At 46.2% G+C, this 25791-nt stretch carries 23 protein-coding genes, 1 tRNA gene and 1 pseudogene; 13 read left to right on the top strand and 12 right to left on the bottom strand.

Going from position 1 to position 25791, the window contains the following annotated elements; genetic code table 11:
• Positions 1 to 3 precede the first annotated feature (3 nt).
• The gene (locus OSC7112_RS29915; protein WP_015179422.1) at positions 4 to 870 is read left to right on the top strand and encodes an SAM-dependent methyltransferase; all 867 of its coding nucleotides are present in this window, start codon (positions 4 to 6) and stop codon (positions 868 to 870) included.
• 108 nt (positions 871 to 978) lie between these two features.
• A complete protein-coding gene (locus OSC7112_RS29910; protein ID WP_015179421.1) occupies positions 979 to 1827 on the top strand; it encodes an energy-coupling factor ABC transporter ATP-binding protein in 849 nt (282 codons plus the stop codon).
• 152 nt (positions 1828 to 1979) lie between these two features.
• Here OSC7112_RS29910 and OSC7112_RS29905 read toward each other — a convergent pair whose 3' ends face one another.
• On the bottom strand, positions 1980 to 2681 hold the full coding sequence (locus OSC7112_RS29905; protein WP_015179420.1) for a diacylglycerol/polyprenol kinase family protein: 702 nt from the start codon (positions 2679 to 2681) through the stop codon (positions 1980 to 1982).
• 198 nt (positions 2682 to 2879) lie between these two features.
• Here OSC7112_RS29905 and OSC7112_RS29900 point away from each other — a divergent pair, with 198 nt between their 5' ends.
• Together OSC7112_RS29900 and OSC7112_RS29895 are read left to right on the top strand one after the other, a co-directional pair.
• Positions 2880 to 3275: a putative quinol monooxygenase gene (locus OSC7112_RS29900; protein ID WP_223300715.1), complete on the top strand. Its 396-nt coding sequence runs from the start codon at positions 2880 to 2882 to the stop codon at positions 3273 to 3275.
• A 53-nt stretch (positions 3276 to 3328) separates the two neighbouring features.
• Positions 3329 to 3835, top strand: a complete 507-nt coding sequence (locus OSC7112_RS29895) for a DinB family protein (RefSeq protein ID WP_015179418.1) — start codon at positions 3329 to 3331, stop codon at positions 3833 to 3835.
• A 362-nt stretch (positions 3836 to 4197) separates the two neighbouring features.
• Here OSC7112_RS29895 and OSC7112_RS29890 read toward each other — a convergent pair whose 3' ends face one another.
• Positions 4198 to 5154, bottom strand: coding sequence for a glycosyltransferase family 2 protein (locus OSC7112_RS29890; RefSeq protein WP_015179417.1), 957 nt, complete (start codon positions 5152 to 5154; stop codon positions 4198 to 4200).
• Positions 5155 to 5358: 204 nt separating this feature from the next.
• Complete coding sequence (locus OSC7112_RS29885; protein WP_015179416.1) at positions 5359 to 5829, bottom strand: tetratricopeptide repeat protein; 471 nt, start codon at positions 5827 to 5829, stop codon at positions 5359 to 5361.
• Between the two features lie 76 nt (positions 5830 to 5905).
• Here OSC7112_RS29885 and OSC7112_RS29880 point away from each other — a divergent pair, with 76 nt between their 5' ends.
• Together OSC7112_RS29880 and OSC7112_RS29875 are read left to right on the top strand one after the other, a co-directional pair.
• Positions 5906 to 7240, top strand: coding sequence for a glycosyltransferase family 4 protein (locus OSC7112_RS29880; protein WP_015179415.1), 1335 nt, complete (start codon positions 5906 to 5908; stop codon positions 7238 to 7240).
• A 34-nt stretch (positions 7241 to 7274) separates the two neighbouring features.
• Positions 7275 to 9197, top strand: a complete 1923-nt coding sequence (locus OSC7112_RS29875) for a hypothetical protein (RefSeq protein WP_015179414.1) — start codon at positions 7275 to 7277, stop codon at positions 9195 to 9197.
• Positions 9198 to 9501: 304 nt separating this feature from the next.
• Here OSC7112_RS29875 and OSC7112_RS40345 read toward each other — a convergent pair whose 3' ends face one another.
• Complete coding sequence (locus OSC7112_RS40345; RefSeq protein ID WP_015179413.1) at positions 9502 to 9648, bottom strand: hypothetical protein; 147 nt, start codon at positions 9646 to 9648, stop codon at positions 9502 to 9504.
• Positions 9649 to 10153: 505 nt separating this feature from the next.
• Here OSC7112_RS40345 and OSC7112_RS29865 point away from each other — a divergent pair.
• A pseudogene (locus OSC7112_RS29865) lies at positions 10154 to 11364 on the top strand (RNA-guided endonuclease InsQ/TnpB family protein).
• 20 nt (positions 11365 to 11384) lie between these two features.
• On the opposite strand, the gene upp reads toward OSC7112_RS29865, so the two are convergent.
• Positions 11385 to 12020 (bottom strand): uracil phosphoribosyltransferase, encoded by a 636-nt coding sequence (upp, locus tag OSC7112_RS29860; protein ID WP_015179412.1) that lies wholly within the window; start codon positions 12018 to 12020, stop codon positions 11385 to 11387.
• A gap of 528 nt (positions 12021 to 12548) precedes the next feature.
• On the opposite strand from upp, the gene OSC7112_RS29850 reads away from it, so the two are divergent.
• Entirely contained in the window at positions 12549 to 13121 is a 573-nt protein-coding gene (locus OSC7112_RS29850; protein ID WP_015179410.1) for a DUF4360 domain-containing protein, read from the top strand.
• Between the two features lie 135 nt (positions 13122 to 13256).
• Here OSC7112_RS29850 and OSC7112_RS29845 read toward each other — a convergent pair whose 3' ends face one another.
• The 3 genes from OSC7112_RS29845 to OSC7112_RS29835 all read right to left on the bottom strand — a co-directional run bounded on the left by OSC7112_RS29845 (position 13257) and on the right by OSC7112_RS29835 (position 16920).
• The gene (locus tag OSC7112_RS29845) at positions 13257 to 14504 is read right to left on the bottom strand and encodes a URC4/urg3 family protein (protein WP_015179409.1); all 1248 of its coding nucleotides are present in this window, start codon (positions 14502 to 14504) and stop codon (positions 13257 to 13259) included.
• Positions 14501 to 15583, bottom strand: coding sequence for an adenylate/guanylate cyclase domain-containing protein (locus tag OSC7112_RS29840; RefSeq protein ID WP_015179408.1), 1083 nt, complete (start codon positions 15581 to 15583; stop codon positions 14501 to 14503). Before OSC7112_RS29840 ends, OSC7112_RS29845 begins: the two co-directional genes overlap by 4 nt.
• Before the next feature lie 89 nt (positions 15584 to 15672).
• Positions 15673 to 16920, bottom strand: a complete 1248-nt coding sequence (locus tag OSC7112_RS29835) for a GTP cyclohydrolase II (RefSeq protein WP_015179407.1) — start codon at positions 16918 to 16920, stop codon at positions 15673 to 15675.
• A gap of 417 nt (positions 16921 to 17337) precedes the next feature.
• On the opposite strand from OSC7112_RS29835, the gene OSC7112_RS29830 reads away from it, so the two are divergent.
• Both OSC7112_RS29830 and queC read left to right on the top strand, forming a co-directional pair.
• Positions 17338 to 18672: a cytosine deaminase gene (locus tag OSC7112_RS29830; RefSeq protein ID WP_015179405.1), complete on the top strand. Its 1335-nt coding sequence runs from the start codon at positions 17338 to 17340 to the stop codon at positions 18670 to 18672.
• 275 nt (positions 18673 to 18947) lie between these two features.
• Positions 18948 to 19622 carry a 7-cyano-7-deazaguanine synthase QueC gene (gene queC, locus OSC7112_RS29825; protein ID WP_015179404.1) on the top strand — a complete coding sequence of 225 codons (675 nt, stop codon included), beginning with the start codon at positions 18948 to 18950 and terminating at the stop codon, positions 19620 to 19622.
• 105 nt (positions 19623 to 19727) lie between these two features.
• On the opposite strand, the gene OSC7112_RS41365 is transcribed toward queC, so the two are convergent.
• Entirely contained in the window at positions 19728 to 20240 is a 513-nt protein-coding gene (locus tag OSC7112_RS41365) for a tetratricopeptide repeat protein (RefSeq protein ID WP_015179403.1), read from the bottom strand.
• A 289-nt stretch (positions 20241 to 20529) separates the two neighbouring features.
• On the opposite strand from OSC7112_RS41365, the gene OSC7112_RS29815 reads away from it, so the two are divergent.
• Positions 20530 to 21258, top strand: a complete 729-nt coding sequence (locus OSC7112_RS29815) for a hypothetical protein (RefSeq protein ID WP_015179402.1) — start codon at positions 20530 to 20532, stop codon at positions 21256 to 21258.
• Positions 21259 to 21488: 230 nt separating this feature from the next.
• A complete protein-coding gene (locus OSC7112_RS29810; protein WP_041622800.1) occupies positions 21489 to 22103 on the top strand; it encodes a hypothetical protein in 615 nt (204 codons plus the stop codon).
• A 7-nt stretch (positions 22104 to 22110) separates the two neighbouring features.
• Here OSC7112_RS29810 and OSC7112_RS29805 read toward each other — a convergent pair whose 3' ends face one another.
• Together OSC7112_RS29805 and OSC7112_RS29800 are read right to left on the bottom strand one after the other, a co-directional pair.
• Positions 22111 to 23589, bottom strand: a complete 1479-nt coding sequence (locus OSC7112_RS29805; RefSeq protein ID WP_015179400.1) for a hemolysin family protein — start codon at positions 23587 to 23589, stop codon at positions 22111 to 22113.
• A 68-nt stretch (positions 23590 to 23657) separates the two neighbouring features.
• Positions 23658 to 24350 (bottom strand): hypothetical protein, encoded by a 693-nt coding sequence (locus OSC7112_RS29800; protein ID WP_015179399.1) that lies wholly within the window; start codon positions 24348 to 24350, stop codon positions 23658 to 23660.
• Between the two features lie 184 nt (positions 24351 to 24534).
• Between OSC7112_RS29800 and OSC7112_RS29795 the strand changes: the two genes are divergently transcribed.
• Positions 24535 to 24607: transfer RNA gene (locus OSC7112_RS29795), tRNA-Ile, on the top strand.
• A gap of 254 nt (positions 24608 to 24861) precedes the next feature.
• Here OSC7112_RS29795 and pyrR read toward each other — a convergent pair.
• A complete protein-coding gene (gene pyrR / locus OSC7112_RS29790; protein WP_015179398.1) occupies positions 24862 to 25395 on the bottom strand; it encodes a bifunctional pyr operon transcriptional regulator/uracil phosphoribosyltransferase PyrR in 534 nt (177 codons plus the stop codon).
• Positions 25396 to 25791 lie beyond the last annotated feature (396 nt).

Below are 25791 nucleotides of genomic sequence, written 5' to 3'. Positions count from 1 at the left end.
CGAATGCCGCAGCCAAAATCAATCGAAATTTCCAAGGTAACTCGCTACCAAAATGCAGCGCTTAATTACTATTTGGGGCTGACAGATTCGCCCTACCTTCACTACGGCTATTGGGAAACCCTACCCGTGCCCGCTGACGAACTCACGATCGCGCGATTGCGCGTCGCTCAGCAAGCTTATACTGTAAAACTGTTGGATGCAATCCCCAAAGGCACTCATACGATACTGGATGTGGGCTGCGGGATTGGCGGAAATGCGGCTTATTTGCTCGATCGAGGTTTTGCAGTCGAAGGGCTCGCACCCGATCCGTTCCAACAACAGCGCTTTCTCAAGTGTACGGGCGATCGGGCAATCTTCCACCTCACGAGGTTTGAAGACTTCAAAGCAACCCGTTTCTACGATCTTATTCTCTTTAGCGAAAGTAGCCAGTATATGTCGGCTGTTGATATTGCTAACGGTGCCGCCAAAATCCTCAATCAGGGCGGTTACATTGTGCTGGCAGATATGCTGCGATCTGATGCTAATTATCAAGAGGGAATGTTCTCTAATTGTCATGTTGTTACGGAACTTCATGCAGCATTAAAGCAGGCTGGATTCACTTTAGTAAAAACTGAGGACATTTCCGCTCATATTGTACCGACAATCGATTTGTATGTCGATACTTTCCGCCGCTATGGACTAAATACAATGATTTATGTTGCGGATTTGATTGCGATCGCAGTTCCCCCCGTCCACAAATTCCTGCGCTGGATATTTCGTCGCTGGTTCAAGAAGCTCGTGGTTGAAGGATTGGAGGCAAGTCAAATTTTTGAGCAACATCTCTGTTATGAAATGCAACTTTGGCAGTTGTCAAAATCCGATCGAGGCTGACACAAATACAATGGAAATCGGTAATCGGTAATTGGAGGCATAGCCTCCGGGTATTTATTCCCAGGCAGAGCCTGGGAACAAGGCTATAAAAAATCAAAAATAACGAATATGTCTGAATGGATTCTCGAATTCGCTGCCACTTCCTACTCCTATCCCTGCGGTTCGCGAGTGGCAATTCAGGGTTTAAATCTCAAAGTTCCCGCTGGGAAACGGTGCGGGCTGATCGGTCAAAATGGCTGCGGCAAAACTACCTTTTTTCTGTTAGCAAATGGCTTATATCAACCGCAACAGGGAATCATTAGCTGGCAAGGTGAACCCTTTCGCTACGATCGCAAATCTTTGATGCAACTGCGCCAACAAATCGGACTCGTCTTTCAAAATCCCGAACATCAATTAGTAGCTTCGACGGTAGAAGAAGATATTTCCTATGGATTGTACAATTTAGGCTTAAGAGAATCCGAAATTGCTCAACAGGTACAGCAGGCGATCGAGCAATTCGATCTAAGCGAACTCGCCCGCGAACCAATTCACAATCTCAGTTTGGGCCAGAAAAAGCGGGTTTCCATCGCCGATATCATGGTTCTCAAGCCCAAACTGCTGCTGTTAGATGAACCTACCGCCTATCTCGATCCGCGTCACACCCGACAACTGATCGGTTTACTTCAACAAATTCACAGCGCCGGAACCACCATCCTTTTAGCAAGTCACGACCTCGATTTCATCTACCGCTGGGCTGATTGGGTGTTTGTAATGGATCGAGGAAAATTGATTTTAGAAGGAACACCGGAAACCGTTTTTGCTCAGCGGGATGTGTTGGAACAATTGCAGCTTGGCGTACCGCTGGCGATCGAGCTGATGGAGCAAATAAGGGCGATGTTTCTAACAGACGATCGCTCAAAAATCCCCGCTTTCGAGCAATGGGAACAACAAATTTTACAAGCGCGCCGGCTGCTGTAACGGGACTTAGACCATTGATAATTGGCGTTGCTGATTAACGGTATGAATCAACTTTTATCGGAAGTTACAAAACTCACCATACTTGGCTTATAGCAGCGAAATCTTGAATTCATACCTGTATCCAGCCACGCCCCCGTGGGGGGAAGTTCAGATTACACATTACCAATTATCAAAAATTGATTTAGGAAAAAGGCGATCGCCCCACTGCAGATCGGCACAGTCAGATTGTCAATTCCCACCTTGGAAACCGACTCCAAAGTAGCAGCAACCAAAGCTACAACAGCCGACACAGCCCAAGTTTGCCAAACTGCGCCTTGAACCGCCAGCAAAATCAAACTGCTAACAGCAAAACTTACCAAATACATAGTTGCAGAACCTTCCCAACTCTTCTTCATTCCCCAAACTCGATAAATATGTTTCCCGTATTTCTGGCCGATGACAGCAGCCAATCCGTCGCCCCAAGTCATGACTAAAATGCCCAAAGCAGCGTATTCCTGATGTTGCAGCGGCCAAAACCAAGCCACGAGAACGCTGATACTAACAGCATAGAAAAAAGTTCCCCAACTGTGCCGATTGATACTGTTAAGACTGGGCAAAATCGGAACTTGGTAAGAAATTAGGGCGATCGCACCTGCTAAAACCCCCGCCGAAATCCCCACCCAACCGGGTATTTCCAGCCACCAAGCCAGCAAAATCACATTTCCAGTACCGATGTGAACAACCTTCCGCGATACCTCAGCATCGACGGAAGTAAAGCGATTTAAGCCCTCAGCTACCAGTAAAATCACACCCAACCAGACTCCCACGAGGGAAATTTGCAACCACACAGTCGGAATTTCAGCAAATATAGACACGATATTTAGGAAACACTTATTTACATCAGGCACTATTTACTACTTTACAGTCCTGGACGCATAACCTCTATATGTAGGATGTAGGGTGCGTTGTGCGTGGAGTCTTACCGCTATAATTTGCGCGTCCAACCACTTGTTACGTAAGTCCTGATACATAAGTATCTCATTGCGACTGAAGGGAAGCAATCGCTTCCATTGATGACAGGTTTGCATTTTGGACGTGGGGCGATCGCAATTTATGGAAAAAAATGTGCGATCGTCTGTTATAATTCGCAGCATCACAAACTTAAAGTTCCAATAAACTTTATTGCTATGCAGTATGTCTTAATTATTCATGAAGTAGAAAATTATGAAGCTTGGAAACAGGTATTCGATCGTGCTGAAAGCATCCGAAAAGAAGCTGGAGAGCGCTCCTATCAAGTCTTGAAGTATGAAAATGAACCCAATAAAATAGTTCATTTCTCCGCGTGGACATCAATCGCAGATGCTAGGGCGTTTTTTGAGTCGCCTAGACTGGTTAAAATTAGAGAAGAAGCCGGAGTTAAAGCTCCTGAGTTTATTTATCTAGACCAATTAGAGTCAGGAGTATTGTGAAAGACCTATTTGTATAATGTAAGTTGTTTAAACTATGTAGTTAAGTTTTGAGTATGTACGACGGTAGCTACTACCAGCTAATGGCCGAGTACAATTGCTGGATGAACCAAAAGATATATTCTGTATGCTCGGCAATTCCTGACGAACAGCGCAAACAGGATATGGGTGCCTTTTTCAAGTCGATTCATGGGACTTTGAATCACTTACTGTATGGTGACAAAGCATGGATGGGGCGTTTCACTCTTCACCCATTTTATGTCACCGCTATCGGGCAAGAACTGTATGCTGAATTTGAGGCTTTGAGAGCCGAACGGGAGACAACGGATCGGCAAATTATAGAATGGTCTAGACACCTGAATTCTGACTGGTTGAGTCAACCGTTTGAGTACACCAGCAATGTAGATGGTAAATGCCGCGTGCTACCGACTTGGGTTTTGGTGACACATATGTTCAATCATCAAACTCACCATAGAGGGCAAATTACCACACTCCTCAAACAACTTGGCTACGACCCAGGCGTTACAGATATTCCGTGGCTACCCGCTATATCAATCGGATAATTTCTGGTTGTAAACCGACACGCCTGAAGACTCGGCGCTTAAAACATCGCCTACACTTGCCTCTCGTCCGCCTGCGCTGACAGAAGAAAATCAATAATTCAAACCTGTGTCGGTGGGTTTTGTCTGTATAAACTGAGATGTTGCACCATTCTCAATAAGCCTTTTATGAACAGGCTTTCCGGCCTGTTCCACAAAGAGTGAATTTTCTCGCTTCACAGGCCGGAAAGCCTGTTAAGCGAGAATGGTGCAAGATGTGAGTATAAATGTGATTTATACCGCCGACTATTCAACCCTTGCCTTGCGGGTTTTGTGTGTATAGACGCAGTTGAAACCGCCCGGTATGCTGTCGAAATCCTCCGCATTCACAACTCCCGTTTTAACAACCCCCGCACAAACTCAAACGCCCTCCTCCGCCACTCCACGGGCAGCAACGACAATCCCAAACCCGCCCACATTTTCGCCGGAGAAACAGACTTTCCTGCCCGCACCATCAGGCGCCCTTTTGCAGTTTCACCCACCTCAATCAGTCGCAAACCTAGCGCTAATTGAGTTTCTGCAATCCTTTTGAGCCTGAATGTTTCCAACTTCTCGGAATCAAATTCGTAGCCGAGTAAATAGCGCAATTTATCGCTCAAATACGGAATTGCCCGATCGACTCCTTGCTGTCCTGCATGAACTCGATACTCCATCAACAGCTCCGGCAAGTAATAGCATTTTTTGTCCGCAATCGCAAGTCTCACAAACAAATCGTTATCTTCGCAATTTTGCAAATTCGGCCGCAGAAATCCGACTTCTTCCAGGGCCCGGCGCCGAAACAAAGTCGCCCCTATTTGCAAACTTTGTCTGAGAAACACTGCAGATAGCAAATCTTCAATAATTCCAGCCGACAACTCGGTGCGCCCCCACCGCTGCGAATTGAGTTTTGTCTGGTTTTCGTCAATATAATTGTTAATGTCGATCACCCAGTGATCTGTACTGACAAAATCGATGCTGGGGTCTTTATCTAAAATAGCAGATGTCCGCTCTAGAAATTGCGCGCTCAGGCGATCGTCATCGTCAAACTTGATAAAATATTCGCCCTTTGCTGCCGCAAAGCCCGATCGCATATTATTACTCTTGCCGATATTCTGCGGGTGGCGAATGTAGCGAATCCCGCGATCGACAAATTCCGACATCAACAGAGGAGTGCTGTCAGTAGAACCGTCATCGCAGACAATTAATTCAAAGTCTGTATAACTTTGATCTAACACGCTGGCGATCGCACAAGCCAGCAGATGCACTCGATTGCAAGTAGGAATGCAAACGCTAATTTTTGGCACTAACTTAGACTATTTTAGATTTTGAACTTGGGATTTTAGATTGCGGACAAATGAAGACAATCATTGATTTTATTGTATTTTTAAGATCTCGCGACGATAACTAAAGCCTTCTCTCGCGACGATAACTAAAGCCTTATTACTTCCTCCTTCTTACTTCTTCCATCCGTTACATCCCGTACATTGCTCGTTGCCGAACTTCCTTTTTTAACTCAAACGAGCCGTACATTCGAGAATTAACTTTTGATTTACCAAAGCAAACGGTTGAATTTCCAAAGCGCGGCGAAAAGCTTGAATAGCATTTATGTATTCTCCCAAGGCAGCGTAGCACAAGCCCAGACCGTGCAACGCCCCAAAATGCACCGGGTTCAGTTTGAGGACGATTTTGCAGTCGTCGATCGACTTTTTATAATTTCCTTGGGTATAGTGAAGTACGGCGCGTCGGTTCCAAGCTTCCGCAAAATCCGGCGCTTCCGCAATCAGTTTCGTCAGCAAATCCAAGGCGCGGCTAACATCGCCGGCATCTAGTAAAACTTGCGATCGCCTGAGAATTTGCATCCCATAGTCACCCTTCTGGTTAAACCAAGTGCGCCAGAGTTCTGTAGTTGCCCGATCGCGCACACTTTCGTCGGGCTTTTTCAGGTCTTCGAGCAGCGCCTTAACAGATAATTCGTCCATAGGTGCGAAGATTGTTAAAAAGATTTTATCAATCAATTTTATCGCGCAAGCGGCAACTTTATTTATCCCACATCCCATGAAGATTTTGATGCTTTCCTCGACTTTTCCCTATCCGCCAAGTCGCGGAGGAACTCAGGTAAGGACGTTTAATTTATTACAATACTTGAGCCGGCGGCATCATGTAATTCTCGGCACTGTAAGATCGCCCGATGTCACCGATGCACAAATCGACACATTGCGCCAGCAAGTTGCAGAATTGGCAGTTTTTCCCAACCCGCAATTACCCCCCCTTGTCAAGGGGGGGCTAACTCTGCACCAGGGGCTTGAGGAGGGCTTCTTGCCTCCCCCCCTTAATAAGGGGGGGACTGAGGGGGGGTTCTCTGAAATAATAGGAAAATTCCACAGATTCGGTCGATTTTTGTTGTCCGGGACGCCTCCGAACGTACTCTCAAGCTACTCCCAAGCAATGCAGAATTGGGCAGACGAATTGGTAACAGCAGGCAAATGCGATGCTGTCACCTGCGAGCACAGCGTTAACGAGATTTACGTGCGTCCAGAATGGCGGCAAAAACTGCTGACAGTGGCAAACATTCACAGTTCCGTTTGGGGAACTTGCAGGGAAATGCTAGCAACCGGTACCTCGGAAAAACCCCTGCGCGATCGACTAAATTTACCGCTACTCGCCCGCTACGAAAAACGCTACTGTTCCAAATTCTCCCGCATTGTTGCGACAACATCCACAGACAGAGAGCAACTCCTAGAATTGCTGTTGTCTCCGGTTCGGGTGCGAGGAAAACAAGATTTTTTTGTACCTCCCATTGATGTAATTCCTAACGGCGTGGATTTGGCCGCATTTCCGTACCGGTCGATCGATCCGGGAGGACACACCTTAATTTTTGCAGGCGCAATGAACAATTTGCCCAATATTGACGCGGCGCGGTTTCTCAGTTTGCAAATACTGCCGCCTTTGCAGCAGCGCTATCCCGATGCTACCCTCACCTTAGTAGGGGCTTCGCCAGTCCCGGAAGTGCTCGCCTTGGGGAAACTCCCCGGAATTCAAGTAGTAGGTCGGGTGCAAAGGGTGGCAGAATATTTGCATCAAGCTGCTGTGTGTGTGGTGCCGATGCGGATTGGTTTTGGAATTAAAAATAAAACTTTGGAGGCGATGGCTGCGGGAACCCCCGTCGTTGCTAGCGATCGAGGTTTGGAGGGTTTAGCCGTCGATGGCGGCCCGCAACTGATAAGGGCCTTGCGGGCGAACAAAGTTCAGGAGTATGTTGAGGCGATTACCAGTTTGTTTGAAAATCAGCAGCTAAGACAGGAGCTCTCTGCCAGCGCTCGATCGCTCGTTGAAAGCCAATACACTTGGGATATCATAGGTCGGCAGTACGATCGGCTATTGCAATTTTAAACTCTAAATTCTAAAATCTAAATTCTAAAATGGCATGATGGAACACAAAATTAACCCCTCAAAAAATCGAGCCAAACCCCCAGAAAATCGCAAAGTTGCTCCTCCTCCGACAAGGCGCCGTCGCCAAACCCGACGCCCCAAAAATCTTCAAGAGTCCCAGATTCCAATACCTACTCCCCGAACTCGCGCCAGATATCCCTGGAAAAGACTGATAGCTAATTTGACAGCCCTCAGCATCTTGGGTGGCTGTGCAGCTTTGATGGGAGGCGGCGCTTGGCTGAGTTATCAGCTAATTGTCGATCCCAATGGCAACAAGTTGATTTCTCAGTTTGTGCCCGAATGGTCGCGCCTGCCTACAGGTAGCAGAGATTCGATCCAAACTCTCGATCAAATCAAAGCCAGCATCCGCAAATTGGGATTCGTAACCGGAGAACCCCTGCCGCTTCCCGTCGATCGAGCCCGCGATAATTCTATTTCCGATTTGCTATTGCCGGTGATGGTAGAAAGAACTGTTAAGGCTTCTACTGTTTGCAAAAATCCTTGCCGTCAAATTGTCGAACTTCGGGTGTACAAGCGGGTTCAACTTCCCGATCGCAGTTCCGATAAAGAGCAGTATTTTCAGCTAGCAAGTTCTGTGAATTTAGAAGGCCCTGCGGAATCTTTTGTCATTGCTTCTTTAGCTGACTCTACATCTGACAATCAAGCCTCGAATCAGTCGTTACCCCTAACAGAACTGCGCCGCTTTGACGGAAAGCCCCCCGCTTCGGGCATTTGGTTTAATGTCAGCGGTAAACTGGTGCGGGGCGACAAGAAAATTCCCTACGGACAAGTCGTTCGCTACAACCCCAGCCAAAATCATTTAATGTCGCTGTTGGATTGGGCGAGTGCGGCCGGACAACCGCCGAATTGGCAGCAAATTGTTAAGGGCGAAAACCCGCAGTTGGCGATCGACCAAACAGTTGGTTTAGAGCCCCAATTTACCCTTTATCAAATTAGCCCGCGCAAATTTTTGCCGAACCCCGTTCAGTTAACGGCGATTTCTTTAGAAGAAATTGCTTTCAATGACGAGACTTACAAAAATGGGCTGCGACTGGCAAAAAGCGGGCTGTGGTCTCCAGCATTAAATGTCATGCGTGTGGCGAAGGGGAAAGCCGGCAAAAATTGGCCCGCAGTCGCGCAAGCTCAGCTAGAAACGATCGAATTTCACGCTAAAATTACTCGGGCTCAGGCGATCGCATCTTGGGCCAGTCCCGGTCAACAAGTTCTCGCAGAATTGATCGACGGTCGCTGGACTGAAGCTTTGCAAGTATTTGAAGCCGATCCGAGCAACACTAACGAAATAGCCACCACCCTCAAAAATGACAGCGGGCGGATCTGGAACCGCATAGACGCCGCCTTGAGAGTGAATGCCGCTGACGCCGATGTCAAGGCTTGGGGCGCCCTCATTGTAGCGTCTCAAGACGGAACTCGCGAGGCGATGAATTGGCTCGACCAGCAATCAGATACTGACAGCGAAACAAGAAATCGAATTCGGAATTTGGTCAACAAACTTCAGGAAGCAGTTTCTCAGGCTGAAAATTTAGAAGCCCACAAAAGTCAAATTATGGGTTCTGCTACTTTAATTAACAGTGTCAATCCCGCTGAGTGGCTGGAACCCGAACCCAACAATGACTTAAAATTGGCCGCGGAACAAGTTTGGTATCAGGTACAGGTAGCGAGTTTTTACGACGGTAGCCGCTGGGTTAATTCGCCCTTTTCTGATGTAGAAGTGCGCTCTTTTCCTGCTACTCAAGTCAAGTGGCTGTGGGGGCGGCTGGGATTACAGGCTGACCCCAAGATTAAAATTGAGGTAGCGATGGCTAACGGTCAACAAAGAGTTGCTGTGGGAACGGTGAAAGCAGTGCAGGTTCAAGACGGAAGTCTGCGCTTGCTGGCCGCGGTTGACAAGCGATCGTAATCTGGCAGAAAGCATTCGGCAGATAGAACAGTCCCGGAGGCACTCTTGACACAAAGAAACCGGGTTTTTTTACCATTTCTGCCGATTGCAACAGAAGTATTTTCGTAAAAAAACCCGGTTTCCTTCCACCCGTGCGTCCAAAACTAGGAATAAGGAAAATGCTTTCTTCTCCCCCTCCCGCAACTCCGAAAGAGGCGCAATCTCAAAACTCTTCCCCTCCCCACTTATCGCTCTTGGACCACAATGCAGACAAAAATTTTGTTAATTTAATTAACACAAGTTGCACACAAAAAACCCAGAGATGTCAAATCGCGCCCTTTTTAGAGAGTGCTGCAATCATCTGCCGTTTCACCGCTTTAGCCCAAAGCTCAAACTCCAAACTGTTGATATTGTTGATTTTCATTTCCTCAACAGGCTGAGTAGGGGCTTCTTTCTGCGCTGTAGTCTCCATTGTTTTTTTCCTCGTCCAAAAAATGTTATTAGTCGATCGCAAACGGTTAGCATCATACATCTATCTTATGAACTAATTCCTGCGATTAATTACACTAAAGGCAGAAATTTTACTCATAAAATGCAGTAAATACATCTAGATAATGCAATTTACGAATTTAATCTAAGAAAATCCTACAACCCTTGCTCTATATAGGCTTTTCCTGACATTAAAATCTTACAATTTACATTGTATGGCACTATCAAACCACTACTTATGTTAGTAAACTTATTTTTTAATGAATGTATTGGCATATACAGCTCAAAATCATTTTATAAATAAAACCCTGAAAACCCCGCGACTTTAGTCAGGGGATGAAAGGGGTAAGGAGGCTTTAGCCTCCCAGTCTATTTTCTGAGCTCTCAGGATGGCGCTGTCAAGTAAAACCATGTAAATCTTTGTGAACAACTAGAGGGATATTAAGCCGACTCTGGTAGCATAAGACTATCGTGATGAGGTCGAAGTCATGTTAGTTTTTGAGTTCAAAGCATACGGGAAAAAACAGCAATTTGACGCTGTAGACGAAGCAATTAGAACGGTGCAGTTCATCCGCAACAAAGCATTGCGCTTTTGGATGGAAAACGAAAAAGTTGATAAATACGACTTGAATAAATACAGCGCCATTCTAGCGAAGGAATTCCCGTTTTGCGACGACTTAAACAGCATGGCCAGACAATCGAGTTCAGAAAGAGCGTGGTCGGCAATCTCCCGATTCTACGACAACTGTAAAAAGAAAGTCCCAGGAAAAAAGGATTCCCGCAATTCCAGAAACACAACCGCTCCGTCGAATACAAGACTACAGGCTGGCGTCTGGCAGACGACAGAAAATCCATTACTTTTACCGACAAGCAAGGAATCGGAAAGCTCAAGTTAAAAGGAACGCGCGACTTACATTTCTCTCAGCGCAGTCAAATCAAACGAGTACGTTTGGTGAGGCGAGCAGACGGATATTACGTCCAGTTTTGCATTCAAGTTGACCGTTCTGAAAAGATTGAAATCACGGGTAACGCCATCGGGTTAGATGTAGGACTTAAAGAGTTTTACACTGACTCAAATGGCATTGCAGTTGATAACCCGCGTTTCCTCCGCAAGGGAGAACGCAGGTTGAAGAAATCCCAAAAACGAGTTTCAAAACGAGTCAAGGGTTCGCAAAACAGAAAAAAAGCTAGAGCAATTCTAGGGAAGCGCCACCTCAAAATAAGCAGACAGCGTAAAGATTTTGCCGTGAAGTTGGCAAGATGCGTCATCCAGTCTAACGACTGCGTAGTCTACGAAGACTTGAGGATCAAAAATATGGTGAAGAATCACTCTCTAGCAAAATCGATTAACGACGCTTCTTGGTATATGTTCCGAATTTGGCTGGAATATTTTGGCAAAGTATTCGGAAGAATTACGATTGCCGTACCAGCTAACGGAACAAGTCAAGAATGCTCTAGTTGCGGAACAATTGTTAAGAAAAGTCTCTCAACGCGAACCCACGCTTGTCGGTGTGGATGCGTATTAGATCGTGACTGGAACGCAGCTAAAAATATCCTGAGTCGGGGATTGAGTACGGCGGGGCACGTCGGAACTTGGATCTTAGATCCGAACTCTTGTGGAGAATTGACCGCTACCGATGTTGAAGTAATTCTGCACCGGCAAGTCGATTCTGCGAATCAAGAATCTCCTCGGCTTTAGCCAGGAGAGTGTCAATGAATTCACAGAGTGCCGTAAAGTCGATCGCCCGCATCTCCCAGTCCGGGTACAATATAGCCGTGCTCGTCCAAACACTCGTCAACTGCAGCCGTATAAATCTGCACGTCAGGGTGATGTTCGTGAAAGTGCCCCACTCCCTCCGGTGCCGCCAGCAAGCACAAAAATTTAATAGACTTCGGATTAACCTCTTTCAGCCTATCCACTGCAGCGACTGCTGAATTACCAGTAGCCAGCATCGGATCGACAATTAAAACATCTCGCTGTTCGATATCCTGGGGAACTTTGAAATAATATTCGATCGCCATCCGAGTTGTCGGATCGCGGTACAAACCAATATGTCCTACCCTCGCAGACGGAATCAGCTCTAAAATACTATCTAACAGTCCCTGACCTGCCCGCATAATCGAAATAATAACAATTTTCTTTTCTGCAGCCAGCACCGGTGCATTCATTTTGGCGATCGGCGTTTCTATTTGTTCGTATTTTAGCGGCAAATCTCGCGTCACTTCATAAGCTAGCAGCATTCCAATCTCTTTCAGCAGTTGGCGAAATTTCGCCGTGCTCGTTTGAGTTTGCCGCATGAGAGTTAACTTGTGCTGTATCAAAGGATGGTCGATGACAGTAACTTTAGCACTCATTTTTTTGTGAAAAGTTAATCTACCTTATTATAATAATCTCTTCTTGCCTAGCTCGGGCTGAGAATACATATCTCGTCTTGTTTTCCCCGTTCCCCGCTACCATACCGATCCTTTTACTACAGCAAAGCCGCCTCCGGTTCCCGAATTCAAGCAGCTTTTCTGAACAAATACCGACCGCCGAAAATTCGCCCGCCGACAAACATTTGCCCGCGCAGCGGCAGACAAAAACAAACCGAGATTTGTTCCCGAAAAAGCCTGCAAAAAAATATCGATATTTTCCCATCGAATCCTCCGGAACAGTCTATAAATGCCATGAATCTTAGAAAGTATCAGGACAAAACAGGCATTATTCACTGAATTAATGCTACTGGAAAAAGCCACGAGCCAGGTACAGGTATCTAGCTCCCAGTCAAAGTCTGACTGCCTTTTCAGTAAAGGTCTGCCATCTCCTAATTGGAAGGGCATCGCCTCAATCTTCCTTGAATTATTCAGGGTTGTCCTAACAAAAAAACATTAAGGAGAACCTCCATGAAGTTCGTAAAACTATTGCTAGCCACAGCATTAATGACTGCTTCTATCAGCCCCGCCTTGGCTAATCCTGCCGTTCAAATTTTAGGTGCAAGCTACGGCGGTAGCGGTTGCCCCGATCGCTCCGCCAGCGTCAGCGTCAGCCCCGACGGTCAAGAACTCACCATCCTATTTGATAAGTTTGCAGCCCTAGGAAATGTCTCAGCAGAAAGCCGAAAAAGCTGCAATCTGAGCATTCCCATCAAAGTACCCCAAGGCTTCCAAATTTCTATCTACGATGCTGATTACCGCGGCTACGTTGCTCCCAAAACCACAGGCAACCTGCGAGCAGAATACTTTTTCGCTGGAACTCGCGGCCCAGTTTTTAATCGGAATTTCAGTGGCGAAACTAACTACAATGTTAGAGATAGCTTAGCCACTGTAGCGAATGTTTGGTCTCGCTGTGGCGACAGTGTAAATATGCGAGTAAATGCTGCGATGACAGCCCGCGGTGCCGGCATGGCCACCGTTGACTCCTTCGATTTGGCTCATCGCGGCTTAGTTTATCACGTCAAATATCGCACTTGCCGCTAAGCAGCTTGTGGGAGTGTAGTGTGAGGTATAGTTTTCAGGTTTAAATTTTGAATTTTGAGTTTTAAGTTGGAAGAGGGAATAATTTTCCCTCTTCCTTCTTTTTCGCTCAGCTTCGCCGCTATAGCCCTCTTCCCCCTAAAACACCGTCCCGTCACTTTCAATCTGAATTGGCGGCACTCCACCAGCCCTCAATTCGGAGGCAATCTTCCGCCCCGCCGCCCAAGTTCCTCCTTGCAAAATCTTCACTAGCGGCAATTGTTCCGCACTCAAATGCAGCTTTTCTCGAATAGCTGCGGCAATTTTATCTAAAAGATTCACAGTGAGCGATCGCCATTCTACTATAACTTCCGAACCCGGCAAGTAACTCTGCTCAAAAATAGCCGAATCTTTTGCCCGCAGCAGCCCAATATCCAAACACAAACCGCCGTTTCGGTACTCCGGCAATCCCGTTAACTCATCCAATCCGGCGACTTCTAAACCAAGTTCTTGCAGCGGTTCCAACAGCGAATAAGTCAACCACTGCGATAGTTTGTGAAACGGCACGAATTCATCTCCCAGATTTTCTCCTTGTAATGCCCGATGCCGCCAAACATCGCCTAAATTAACACCACCAATTGCATATCTTCCCGGCCAAATTTCCCCAAAACCTGACAAAACAGCCCTCAATACTTCAGAAGCCTTCACAGTTTTGTCTCCAGAAACCCGACTGTCGAGCAAGTATTTTGCCAAATTGCCGGGACGCGGGTTTTCGCTGCCAAATAATAATGGATGCCGGCAAATCGCATTTCCCAAACGCTGCAATAATTCTAATCTGCCTGTTAAACCAACTAGCGGATTGTCTCGACTTACCTGAAATCCTGCAGCTAAGGTTTCTAGTTTTAACTGAGAAAGTCCGCGATAATCAGCTTGCCAAGGAAAATCGGGATTGCTGGAAAAAACACCTTGACAAAACATCCGCAAGCTGGCTATTGCTAACCCTTCAGAACGGCGGTAAACCTGTCCGGTTTCGGATTCGCAATACTGCCAATCTGCACCAGCACCGGCATCAAGCAAAACGCTGATAATTGCTAAATCAAATTTTATCTTAGCTTGCTCTATGGGTAAAAATTCGGCTATTGCTGCATCCAATTCAGCGACGCGCGGCAGGTTGTCGGCTGCAAAATGCCGCCAGCGACTGTGAAAGGGAATGTTAAAATCGGGATACTGTTGGCGCGTCGTGTCAATTACATAATTTGCTGCTTTGTCGAGTTGGGATAAATCGACGCGGAAGTAGCGGAGTTTGTCAAGGCGGGCTAAATCAAAAAGCCGATCGCACTTTTGGCGAATAGCAGTCGGCGTTCTCAGATATTCTACAGTCTCAAGTTCACTATTGCCCAACTTCATACTACCAAACACCGGTAAACATCGTTTTCTTGAAAAAAGTCAAACTGACTGTAATCTAAAAGATTATCTAAAATCGCATTTTTATCGATTTTTATCAGCTTGTATTCCCACTTCGAGCCGCTGACTTCGCGTTTTATTTGATCGGAAACTATGACTGAATTTCTTTCTCTACCCGGAGTTACTATTTTACTTAAATCTTCCAGCCTGTCGGCTATGTGAATATCTTTTCCGTAAGTGCAAGACCTAAATATATATAAATTTCCCTTAGCAACTCCCACCGACAATCCGCAAGGTATTTGATTGGCGTTAATAAAAAGTTTCCAATTCTCGCACAGACTTTCCATTGCCGCTAAGGCTGAGTGAGCTTCCGGGAAAGTCAACAAATGCGAATCCCCAACAATACTCCGAATTGTGCCGCCGTATTCTTCGCAAATTGTTTTTTCAAAAGTATCAAAATTGGTGAGCAAATATTCCACATCTTTGATAGAATTAGATTCTTGATAAGCTATAAAACCTCTCAAATCTGCTTTAATTATTGCTTGATTCTTGATGATTCGCGTTTTGTAACTTTGGTCAACTTTGTATACTTTTTCAGGTTCGCTCATCCCTTTCAAAGAAAACTCGTTGACAAAAGACGTTTGCACTTCTGCTTTGTTGAGCGCCAGCCATGCTGCTTGGGACAAATATATTTCATCCGGCGGAGTTACTGATTCTATGCGCGCTGTTAAATTCACCGTATCGCCAAAGATATCTTTATCTTGATGCAAGACATCTCCTAATGTAATCGACACGCGAATAGCCAATCGTTCGTCGTTCGCCTTGCTAGATTGTTGCGCTCTCAATTCTTGCTGCATTTCTATGGCTGCTACGGCCGCTGCTGTGACGCTGGGAAAAATTATCCAAAATGAATCACCTTCCCCTTTAATCACGCTGCCTTCATTTCGGGCGCTAATATCTGAAACAAAAGTTTTATGCTCGTTTAACAAACTACTTAAGTCCGACTGAGATAATTTTTTGACTCTGGCGGTATATCCACAAATATCTGTTTTTACGATCACACTAGAACGCAAATTAGCCATAACCTACCCTGACTGATCAAAAACCAGCAATAAATTTTATGTAGCAAAGACGCGATGGTTCGCGTCCCATCGGTCGCGTCTTTGCCCTCTCAATCTCCTAAATCCCGTCCGATCGCTTCTGCAAGAATTGTAGCATCTGGCACAGGGTCTGGCGTGTAGTAGCCGGCGGCTTTCTTGGCGACGATTTCGACTTGTGCGTCTGCGGGAATCCAATCTTCAGGAATAGGGATGCGATCGACCACCTGAATGCCAGAATTGATAATCGCATTGTATTTCATATCGCTCATAGAAACTAAACTGTCAATGCGAGAGATCCCCAACCAGTGCAGCACGTCTGGCATTAGTTCTTGAAACCGCATATCTTGAACTCCCGCAACGCATTCAGTGCGCGTAAAATAGGCATCAGCTCGATCGCCGCCTTCCTGCCGTTTTCTGGCATTGTACACCAAAAACTTAGTCACTTCCCCCAAAGCTCTCCCTTCCTTGCGGAAGTAAACTATTACCCCAGAACCGCCTGATTGTGCCGTTTGGATGCAAATTTCCATCCCGTGTACCAAATAAGGGCGACAAGTGCAGATATCGGAACTGAAGACATCAGAACCGTTGCATTCATCGTGTACCCGTACCGCCAACTGCTTATCCGGGTCAGAAATATTCGCGACATCGCCAATAATATAAACCGTAGTTCCGCCAATTGGTGGTAAGAAAACGTGCAAGTCCGGCCGCGTCACTAAATCCGAGAACATTCCGCCTGTTTGCTCGAACAGGACACGGCGGAGAACGCTTTCTTGGGCGCCGATTCGCCTAGCAATTCCCGGCAAATACCACACCGGATCGATCGCAATTTTAGTTACTGCTAAATTGCCACCTGCTTTGACTATTTTGCCATCAATTTGCACTCGCCCCTTAGCAATAGCATCTTGCAATTCCGGCATATTCATGTGAGCTTTAGTGACAGCAATTGTCGGTCGAATATCATATCCCTGCTGGAGAAATGAAGTATAAACTTCGCTGACCAAACCCCCAAAGGGATCGAGAGAAACAATCAAATTGCGATCGCCCCAACTCGGGTGCGGCCCGATGTGTGCGGCCGGAGAGGTGTTGGTAAAATCGGGGCGGTGATCTGCTTGGAGTGCGCCGGAAGCAACTGCTAGCGCGCGATAAACAGAGTAGGAACCCGAATGAGTGCCGATCGCATTCCGGTGAGACGATTTGGTGAGGCTGCCAATCACAGGCCCCCGTTTCAGCGGCTCGATTTCTCCCCAGGAAATCGGATGAGGTTTTGTGCCGGATCTGTCGGGATGGGATGTTAAAACTATATGCTTTGGTTTTGACACAGTTGTTTTTGGCTCTTGCTATGGATGCTGCTGTTAGTTGAACGTGAAATTGCAATTTGAAGCAGTGATTTATGATAGCAACAGGATTCAGGCTCTGGAAGTATCCGGCGTAGGCCAACTCGTGACGCTGACTTTCGCGCTGTCCTGAAAATATAAAAATTTTGCATATGTGCTTCAGTGATTAGGGCGGGAGTGCGAACAGCAAAGCTACCTATTTAATCCAAGTTTTTTTAGTGATTCTATTTCATTTGTGCATGAGATTTTTTTGAACTAACCACAGAGGGCGCAGAGGACGCAGAGGCTCTATAAAAGAGAAAAAGAGGAAAAGAGAGATGTTCACAATTCCTGCCAGGGTTGCTATAGTTACAACTGGTAGTGCTGAACGATCGAGAAAATACATACTAACTCACAAAATTAATGTTGCCAAGTACATCTAATTATTTGCTCAAAAATAGTCGCGTACCCGCGTCTCTTCTAGAGATGCAATCGATCGCCCCGTCAGCTTCTACTGTCGCAACAACGGGGAGTGAGAGCAATTTATGTGCGGTGGATATGGAAATTGCAGCGGGTACGATCGCCGAAATTATCCCAGCAGGTACAAAACCTATATCCTCCTCTGCAGATATCCCAGTTATAGATTTGCAGGGCGGCTTAATCTGGCCTTGTTTTGTGGATATGCACGCGCATTTAGACAAAGGTCAAATTTGGGAACGATCGCCCAATCCGGATGGAACTTTTGCCAGCGCGATCGAAGCGGTAGGCGCTGATGCCCAAAAAAACTGGAATGCAGAGGATGTTTACCGCCGGATGGAGTTTGGCCTCAAGTGCAGCTACGCCCACGGAACCAAGGCTATCCGCACTCACATCGACAGCGCGGGCGAACAGGGAACCGTTAGTTTGGGAGTATTTGAAGCCCTGCAAGCCGAATGGGGCGATCGGCTGATCTTGCAAGCAGTTTCCCTGGTTTCCCTCGACTATTTCCTGACACCAGCCGGCGAAAAATTAGCCGATCGCATAGCCCAAATCGGCGGCATTCTCGGCGGCTTCGCCTATATGAATCCCGACTTAGACAAACAACTCGATCGAGTTTTTGCCTTAGCCAAAGAACGAAATTTAAACCTCGACTTCCACACCGACGAAAACGACGATCCAGATTCAGTAACACTGCGGGAAGTCGCAAAAACCGCCATCCGCCACGAATTTTCCGGTCAAATTATCTGCGGGCACTGCTGTAGTTTAGCCGTACAACCCTCAGATTTAGTAACAGAAACTCTGGAATTAGTCAAGGAAGCAAATATCGGCATTGTCAGCTTGCCGATGTGCAACCTTTACCTGCAAGACCGAGAATCTCAGCATACACCGCGCTGGCGGGGAGTGACACTGCTGCACGAACTCAAAGCAGCCGGAATTCCCGTTGCAGTTGCTAGCGACAATTGTCGCGATCCGTTTTACGGATTTGGCGATCACGATGTTTTGGAAGTTTTTAATATGGCAGTCCGCATCGCTCATTTAGATAGGCCTTGGGGGGATTGGCACTGTGCAGTGACAAAGACTCCAGCAGATTTAATGGGATTGCCGAATTTAGGACGAATTGCAGTTGGTTTACCAGCAGATTTGATTTTGTTTAAGGCGCGGAATTTCAGCGAACTGTTATCTAGGTCGCAGCGCGATCGCACAGTTTTGCGGCAGGGCATTAAAATTGATACAACTTTGCCCGATTACCGCGAACTAGATGACTTGTTAGCAATTTAAATCTGACATCCTGCATCAATCTCAAGAACAGGCTTTCCGGCCTGTTCCACAAAAGATGAATTTTCTTTCTACTGGTTACTAGGCTCTGGCAACCAGTTAAACAGGCACTATAGATTATCAAGCAACGTCCCTTCTCTTTTCTTTCTTCGCGTACTTCGCGTCTTCGCGGTTCGTTCAAAAAAATATCTTTTAACAAGCATTTAGCATTGCTATCTTGTCAATTTGCAACTAATTTGATATAAATATAAAAGCTAATTCGAGTGAGGATGTTTTAAGTGAAAGCAGTTATTTTATTGTCGGGAGGGCTGGATTCCTCAACTGTTTTGTATCAAGCCAAAGCCGACGGCTGCGAGTGTTACGCTATTTCCTTTGACTACAAGCAAAGACATCGGCGGGAGTTGGAATCAGCAAGGGCGATCGCACTTTCAGCCGGTGTTAAGGCACATCAGATAGTAAACTTTGACTTGACACTGTGGGGCGGTTCGGCTTTGACGGATAATGAGATGGAATTGCCGATCGATCGCAATCTTGCAGAAATGTCCCAAAACATCCCAATTACCTACGTTCCTGCCAGAAATACAATCTTTCTCAGCTTTGCCCTCGCCTACGCAGAAACTCTAGAAGCCGATCGCATTTACATCGGTGTCAACGCTTTAGATTATTCCGGCTATCCCGACTGTCGCCTCGATTACATCCAAGCCATGCAGGAAGTATTTCGGTTAGGAACAAAGCAGGGAAGAGAAGGAGAACCTATTAAAATTATAACACCTTTGATCGAACTTAAAAAAACCGAAATTATTCAATTAGGCAACAAATTAGGAGTACCTTGGGAGCAAACTTGGTCTTGCTACGCAGGCGGCGAAAATGCCTGCGGCGTTTGCGATTCTTGTCGGTTGCGGCTGGCTGCTTTTGAGGAATTGGGATTAAAAGATCCGGTGCCTTACGCTTAAATATGACTTACGCATTTCGTAGGGTGCGTCAGAGGTAAAACCTAATTATTTCGTACTCGCTTCAAGCCTGACGCACCTTACAAACAAAACTAAAATTTAGGCGGCTTATTTACCTTCCGGCTCATCCTCAACTTCCGGTTGACCCTGGTCTTCCTGGTTAAACTTAATTTCATTTTGCAGCGAATTCAACGGGACTAAAAGCATATCAGCTATTTGCGATTGTCCTCTAGCCCTGTAGATATCTATCGCTTTCTGAACATCTTCTACTGCACCCTGTAGGTTTTCTAATAAAGTTTGAGCATCAGCGCGAACCATATGCGCTTCGGGAAAGCTAGGATTGAGATTAATTGCTTGAGTTAAAAGTTCAACTGATTCTTTATATTGTCCTTTGCGAGCGAGGTCTAATCCTTGTTGATAAAGTTCTTGAGCTTTCATAATGTTTTTTAATTTCTGCTGTTCATCGCGCTTGCATAAAGGATCGAGTCTATTTACTTGACCTGATGAATCAATTATAAAGCACCCTGGTTCTTCCTGAGCAGTCGCTACAGTCTGAAAAAGAGGTAGAGACGCAATAATTACAGAAGAAAAAACAGAAATTAAGTAGGGGTGTTTCAGCATTACTGGTACTGTTTAAATATTATTTACAGCAGATTCCACGTTTATAAAGTACAACCGAAAGCGATCCCTGTAGGGACACGGCAATGCCGTGTCCCTACACTTCATAAACCTGCAATGCGCTATATGTAGACAGATATCATACCTGTCTGGTTCCAAATGTAACATTGGTCATAGCAATAGGTGATTTATATCACTTACAGTGAAATGCTCTGCTCGTAACATCCTATAAATCACGCTCTGCAATAAATTTTGTAAGCATCATGTTGTAAGTATCATTAGAGCTTCAGCTATGAACTACTTTCAAAAAACCGCATTATTTATCGGGGTAGCAACTGCTATTAATGGGCTTAGTTTTGCAGCTAAGGCTCAGTTCTGTGCAGACCCTTCTCATACAGCAGCAACCAAAGCTAGACTCGATGAAATTGCCGAGAGTCAAGGGATACCAATCAATAAAGTTGGAAAAGCTTATGAAAATTTTGCACGAGCTACAATTAGACCAGGTACTCCAATTCCAGAGAATTTTAGGTTATTTCCTTCACCCGCAAGGGCAGCAGCCACAGGTGGTGCTACCCGAAATGTACAACCTGATGGAGTTCTTCCACTTGTGTTCGTAAACTTTCCAGCAGGCCCAACTGAAACATATCCTGATAGCGTTTTCTATGAGGTAAAGGCACTGCAAGGAGGTCTCCTCCCCCCTAGTTACTCAGATTATCAAATTCTTGGTTTCATTGATGCGCTCGGTAACAGCCCTGCCAAGACAGCAGGCAAAATACCAGCAATCATTTTTATCACTAGCGCCGATATCAAGCAGATTAGTAATGCTACAGTAGCAGAAGCTTCATTGAGAGGTGTAGCTGTCTGGCACGCTATAGGTTGTGAAATTCCGGGCAGCTTTAATCAGCTTCAACTAGGTGAAGCTTCGCTGAGAAATCCCCAAGTTTACATTTTCCAGCTAACGATTCCAGAAGCAATAGGCCCTGGAATCCCCGGCAGGATTTTCATACCAAATCCGACTTAAATACCCCCTTGATGACTTGGCGGTTGAAACCGCTTTGGGGGTGCAAAATCGAATGTAGCTTCTCAAGTCATTGGATTTTTACCCCCAACTATACAAACGAAGCCCGCCTCTTTGGCTCGCGAGCTAGGACGCTCCTACTAAGGAATAAAAGTGACCCGAAACCCGGATTTTGTATCACCAATTAAAGGTTAATTATTTACTCTTTCATACTTTACTCAATGGTGAAAATCATGTCTATTGAAGAGCGCCGAGGTATTGAATCTATTGACGTAAACCAAAATCTACTTCTCGTTCGCGCTCCTATTGAATTAGTGGCGGAAAAGCTTAGTAGGGCGAGACGCGCGGATGTCTGGGAACGGGATATCTACGATCGCGAAATCGAAATTACGGCCGAAAGCTATATTGTATTTCAGTTCCGAGGACATCCTTGGACGATCGTTGAACAACTGAATTATCAGCCCGGTCACCTTGTATTTGGAGTAGGAGATGCTATCACCCTTTCCAGCTTCCCATCCACTCGCGCCCTCTACTACACAGGTAGCGACACTTGCGGCTATATTGGTTATAACTGCTACGACGGAGGTGCATTTGCAGAGATGCTGTACTTTGAAGCAGAAATGGATCTCCTATTCCTCTCTGACTTTCGTGAGGTCAAAGCTGAGGACATTGACAGTGCCTTTCGCTTTACTTACGCTTTTATGCAGGAGCAAGATATATATATTCCCAACGCACATTACGAAAATGTGAAGGTTGGCGATCGCATTAATTTACGCCCCAAAGGCCCGACGTTAGATGATTTAGTACGCAGCGACTTCGAGCGAGTAGATTATGTAGGCATTAGCTAAAATATGCTCAACTAGAAAATTTCGCCACACCACTCAACCCGCTATTCTTGCGCCCTTTCCCCACAACTTCCTCATCCGCTGCTGCAATTCCATCTAAAGCTCGATCGCCCGCAGCCCCTTCCAACAAGTGAATTTGAAGTTGCTCCAACCGCGGCCCGGACACAGAAACAACCGTAAGTTCCACATTTTCGCCGCGCCAAACTTCCCCAGCAGCCGGCATTCTTTGCAACTGATAACTCAGAAAACCTCCAATTGTCTGATATTCGTCAGTTACTGGCAAATCCAAATTCAATATTTGATTCACATCATCTACATTTAACTGCGCTTGCACTAAATAAGTGCGATCGTCCAATACTTGCAAAGCAATTTCTTTGCTGTCGGGCGACTCGTAGCTGCGGCCGATAATTTCGGCAATCAAATCCCTCAGCGTCACTAACCCGGAAATGCCGCCAAATTCATCAACTACGATCGCAATTTCTTCCGACGAACTCTGCATCAAAGGCAGCAGTTCCCCCAGCAGCATCATCTCCGGCACAAACCTCACCGAACTCATCCAAGGTAAAATTGGCGTGTCGGGAGATAGCAAACCTTCAGCTAGGGGTTTCGCAAGTTGTTTGAAGCCAATAATGCCGATAATTTCGTCTAAAGAATCTCCCGTCACGGGATAGCGGGAATGGTGAGAAATCGCCATTTCGTCGAGCAAAGTTTGAAAAGTTGCCGTCTTGGGAAGTGCGACAATGCTAGGCCTCGGCACCATCACTTCTTCTACCCAAACTTCGCCAAATTCAAACACGTTGTTAAGCAGTTCTCGCTCTTCTGCTTCCAAGCCGCTGGATTCGCTGGAAGTAGCTATAATTAATTGCAGTTCTTCGGGCGTAACCGGCCGGTGCCTCAGATCGTATTCGATGCCCCCAAACCGCAAGAGCGATCGAGTAGATTGATTGAGAAACAACACAAAGGGATTGAACAAACGGGCAATCAATAAACTCGGAGGCCCTAGAGTTCTGGCTAGCTGTTCGGAATACAGTAACGCTACAGATTTGGGAAAAAGTTCGCCCAGTACGATTTGCAGGTAAGCTAGCAACAAAAAAGTTACTATTGATATGCTAAAAGAATGGGCGATCGCCGACTTGATGTAAATTGGCAGCGGCAAAGAGCCGATCGACATTCTCACTAGCACGGCGATCGTACTTTCCCCAATCCAGCCGAGAGCTAAACTAGAAAGAGTGATTCCCAACTGCATTGTCGAGAGCAATCGCTCAATACTTTGCTGCAAAGATTGCACCGTTTGAGCTGCCACGTCGCCGGCATCCACTAACTGATTGATGCGCGATCGGCGTACCGTCACCATCGAAAACTCAGCCGCCACAAAAAAAGCATTGATCGCAATCAGCAACAGCACTGACAGCAACCGCGACAGCACCTCTGTCCAACTCATCGCGGGTAAATCAGATATCTCCTGCACTCTCGCCCCTAAAAGTGACACAATGCTCCCTAAAAAAAATTTCTCGATCGAACCTGAGAATCCGTCTGCCGGTTTGGTATCCTTTTATTTTACTTCGCCACTGGAATGCCAGATATTTGCAACTGAAGTTTTTGACCTGGATAATCTGTCAGCGTCAACGAAACTTCCTTAGCATTTTCCAGCAAAGCTGTGGGAATACTCACCGTACCGTAAAACACCTGCCCGTTGGGGGGCAGTTCCGACGGCAAATCCTCGGCAGTCGCGCTCAGGGCCCGGCCGCGATCGTCAGTGACGTTCAAGAAACTGTAGAGAAACCTCACAGCTTGGGAGCCTTCATTTTTCATGCTCACGTCTAGCAGCATGGAATTGTTGCGCTGACTGGCCGCGCTTACCTCCAGGGTTATTCCCCCGTCGCGACTGTTCAGGGGAAACTTGGCGCTGGCATTTTGTGCCGCCGGTTTTTTGGCCGCGGCTGGTTTAGAGCTTGCCTTCTCCGTTTTCGTATTTGCCCCGGCCGTTGTTTTTTCGGGATCGCGACCTTCTATCCGTGCTTTGACGGTTGTGAGAATGTCTTTTTCTTTCAAAATGCTCGCTTGGTCTTTGCTAGCGGTCGTTCCAGGCTTGCCGCTGCCAGCATTGTTGCTGGGACGAACATCGGGTTGAGTCGTTCCTTGTAAGGCTTCGCGACCTATAGTAAATCCCCAAACAGAACTCGTCACGCCTGCTCCAAACATGAGAGCCAGCAGAATTAGAGTCAGCACTACCGTCGAATTCACTGCCATTGCCTATAAGTTTATGCCGAGTCGTAGAAACTGCTTTGTCCGGTCGATCGGCTCCAGCACATTGGCTAACAGGCGATCGGGACTCAGCAGATCTAAAGATTTTGATTTTTGTTCTCTAGTTCTAGCACGGACTGGGAAATTATGTTATAATTCATTTTGAGTTAGGTCGAGGAAATCGATTTAACGGCAGTTGGCCGAGCGGTTTAGGCAGCGAACTCATAATTCGCCCCAGGCAGGTTCAACTCCTGCACTGCCGATTTTCAATAAGTCAAGACGCTCCGCGCGCGAAAAACCCCGTTTCTTCCTAAAGGTTTGCTGACCCAAAAGCCCCAATTCTGGTAGAAACCGGGTTTTTTACGTTGTCAGCGGGCGGAAACGAAGTATTTTGCTCGGTGATGGACGCAAAAACTGGCTTGACGCGCTAGTTACAGCCCACCCTAAGTAGTTTATTTAGCTGGACTTTGTTTAACAGTCAGTTTTGCCCATCTAAAATCTCAAATCTAAAATCGTATTATCCCTTAATTAACTCCACTCCGTCCCACCCGTCTAGTTCTTGAACGTAAACCTTAACTTGTTCTTCCTTTGCAGTCGGCAACTTTTTACCTGTAAAATCTGGCTGAATCGGTACTTCTCGGTGGCCGCGATCGACTAATACCGCCAACCAAATTTTCTCCGGCCGCCCGTAATCGTTTACCGCATTCAAAGCCGCTCTAGTCGTTCTGCCTTTATAGATAACATCATCTACCAACACCACGGTTTTGCCCGTCAAATCGAAAGGAATTTCTGTTTTCGCCGGTGTCCGCATCGCAACTCGATCCAAGTCATCTCGGTAAAAGGTAATATCCAAAGCGCCCACGGGTACTTTGACTTGTTCGAGGACTTCAATTTGATCTGCCAAAATTTGAGCTAAAGGCACTCCTCTACTATGAATGCCCAACAGCACTAACTCCGAGGGGTTCCCTGATTTTTCGACAATCTGGGAAGCGACGCGGGTGAGAGTGCGCCTCACTTCATCAGGCGATAAAATTTCGATAATTTTAGTCATTGGTTGCTGCGAGCTAATTGTTGGCTGTTGGCATATCGAACAATTTGAGATTTTAGATAGATGGACTTGACAGATGAATCTGGGGGTTTGAACAAAGGTCAATCGATTTGAGATTTGAGATTTGAGATTTGAGATTTTAGCATTGACTTGCGCGAGATAAATTCGGGGGCTCCTCGATCGGATACAGGTTTTTTATTTCTGGACGGATGAATCCGGGGGCTTGTATCCTGGATGCTCGATCGTCAAAACTTTTTTTACTCCTGTCGGTGGCGGATCTCTGTCTTCTGCTGGACTTACCTCTAACGGATGAAAAGCAGATGCTGCGATTGCAAGGCTTGGAGCGCGAACAATGACACAAATACGTTATTTATGCCTCCGGGACTGTTCGGGTAAGGT

The organism is Oscillatoria nigro-viridis PCC 7112 (genome assembly GCF_000317475.1).
In the GTDB taxonomy this organism is placed as follows: Bacteria; Cyanobacteriota; Cyanobacteriia; order Cyanobacteriales; family Microcoleaceae; genus Microcoleus; species Microcoleus nigroviridis.
The sequence above is the reverse complement of the archived record's forward strand: the minus strand, read 5'-3'. Positions and strand labels throughout refer to the sequence as shown.

Excerpts from the sequence above, each read along its gene's own strand:
- OSC7112_RS29915 (WP_015179422.1), top strand. The coding sequence starts at position 4 with ATGCCGCAGCCAAAATCAATCGAAATTTCCAAGGTAACTCGCTACCAA.
- OSC7112_RS29910 (WP_015179421.1), top strand. The coding sequence starts at position 979 with ATGTCTGAATGGATTCTCGAATTCGCTGCCACTTCCTACTCCTATCCC.
- OSC7112_RS29900 (WP_223300715.1), top strand. The coding sequence starts at position 2,880 with ATGACAGGTTTGCATTTTGGACGTGGGGCGATCGCAATTTATGGAAAA.
- OSC7112_RS29895 (WP_015179418.1), top strand. The coding sequence starts at position 3,329 with ATGTACGACGGTAGCTACTACCAGCTAATGGCCGAGTACAATTGCTGG.
- OSC7112_RS29885 (WP_015179416.1), bottom strand. The coding sequence starts at position 5,829 with ATGGACGAATTATCTGTTAAGGCGCTGCTCGAAGACCTGAAAAAGCCC.
- OSC7112_RS29880 (WP_015179415.1), top strand. The coding sequence starts at position 5,906 with ATGAAGATTTTGATGCTTTCCTCGACTTTTCCCTATCCGCCAAGTCGC.
- OSC7112_RS29875 (WP_015179414.1), top strand. The coding sequence starts at position 7,275 with ATGATGGAACACAAAATTAACCCCTCAAAAAATCGAGCCAAACCCCCA.
- OSC7112_RS40345 (WP_015179413.1), bottom strand. The coding sequence starts at position 9,648 with ATGGAGACTACAGCGCAGAAAGAAGCCCCTACTCAGCCTGTTGAGGAA.
- upp (WP_015179412.1), bottom strand. The coding sequence starts at position 12,020 with ATGAGTGCTAAAGTTACTGTCATCGACCATCCTTTGATACAGCACAAG.
- OSC7112_RS29850 (WP_015179410.1), top strand. The coding sequence starts at position 12,549 with ATGAAGTTCGTAAAACTATTGCTAGCCACAGCATTAATGACTGCTTCT.
- OSC7112_RS29845 (WP_015179409.1), bottom strand. The coding sequence starts at position 14,504 with ATGAAGTTGGGCAATAGTGAACTTGAGACTGTAGAATATCTGAGAACG.
- OSC7112_RS29840 (WP_015179408.1), bottom strand. The coding sequence starts at position 15,583 with ATGGCTAATTTGCGTTCTAGTGTGATCGTAAAAACAGATATTTGTGGA.
- OSC7112_RS29830 (WP_015179405.1), top strand. The coding sequence starts at position 17,338 with ATGTTGCCAAGTACATCTAATTATTTGCTCAAAAATAGTCGCGTACCC.
- OSC7112_RS41365 (WP_015179403.1), bottom strand. The coding sequence starts at position 20,240 with ATGCTGAAACACCCCTACTTAATTTCTGTTTTTTCTTCTGTAATTATT.
- OSC7112_RS29815 (WP_015179402.1), top strand. The coding sequence starts at position 20,530 with ATGAACTACTTTCAAAAAACCGCATTATTTATCGGGGTAGCAACTGCT.
- OSC7112_RS29810 (WP_041622800.1), top strand. The coding sequence starts at position 21,489 with ATGTCTATTGAAGAGCGCCGAGGTATTGAATCTATTGACGTAAACCAA.
- OSC7112_RS29800 (WP_015179399.1), bottom strand. The coding sequence starts at position 24,350 with ATGGCAGTGAATTCGACGGTAGTGCTGACTCTAATTCTGCTGGCTCTC.
- pyrR (WP_015179398.1), bottom strand. The coding sequence starts at position 25,395 with ATGACTAAAATTATCGAAATTTTATCGCCTGATGAAGTGAGGCGCACT.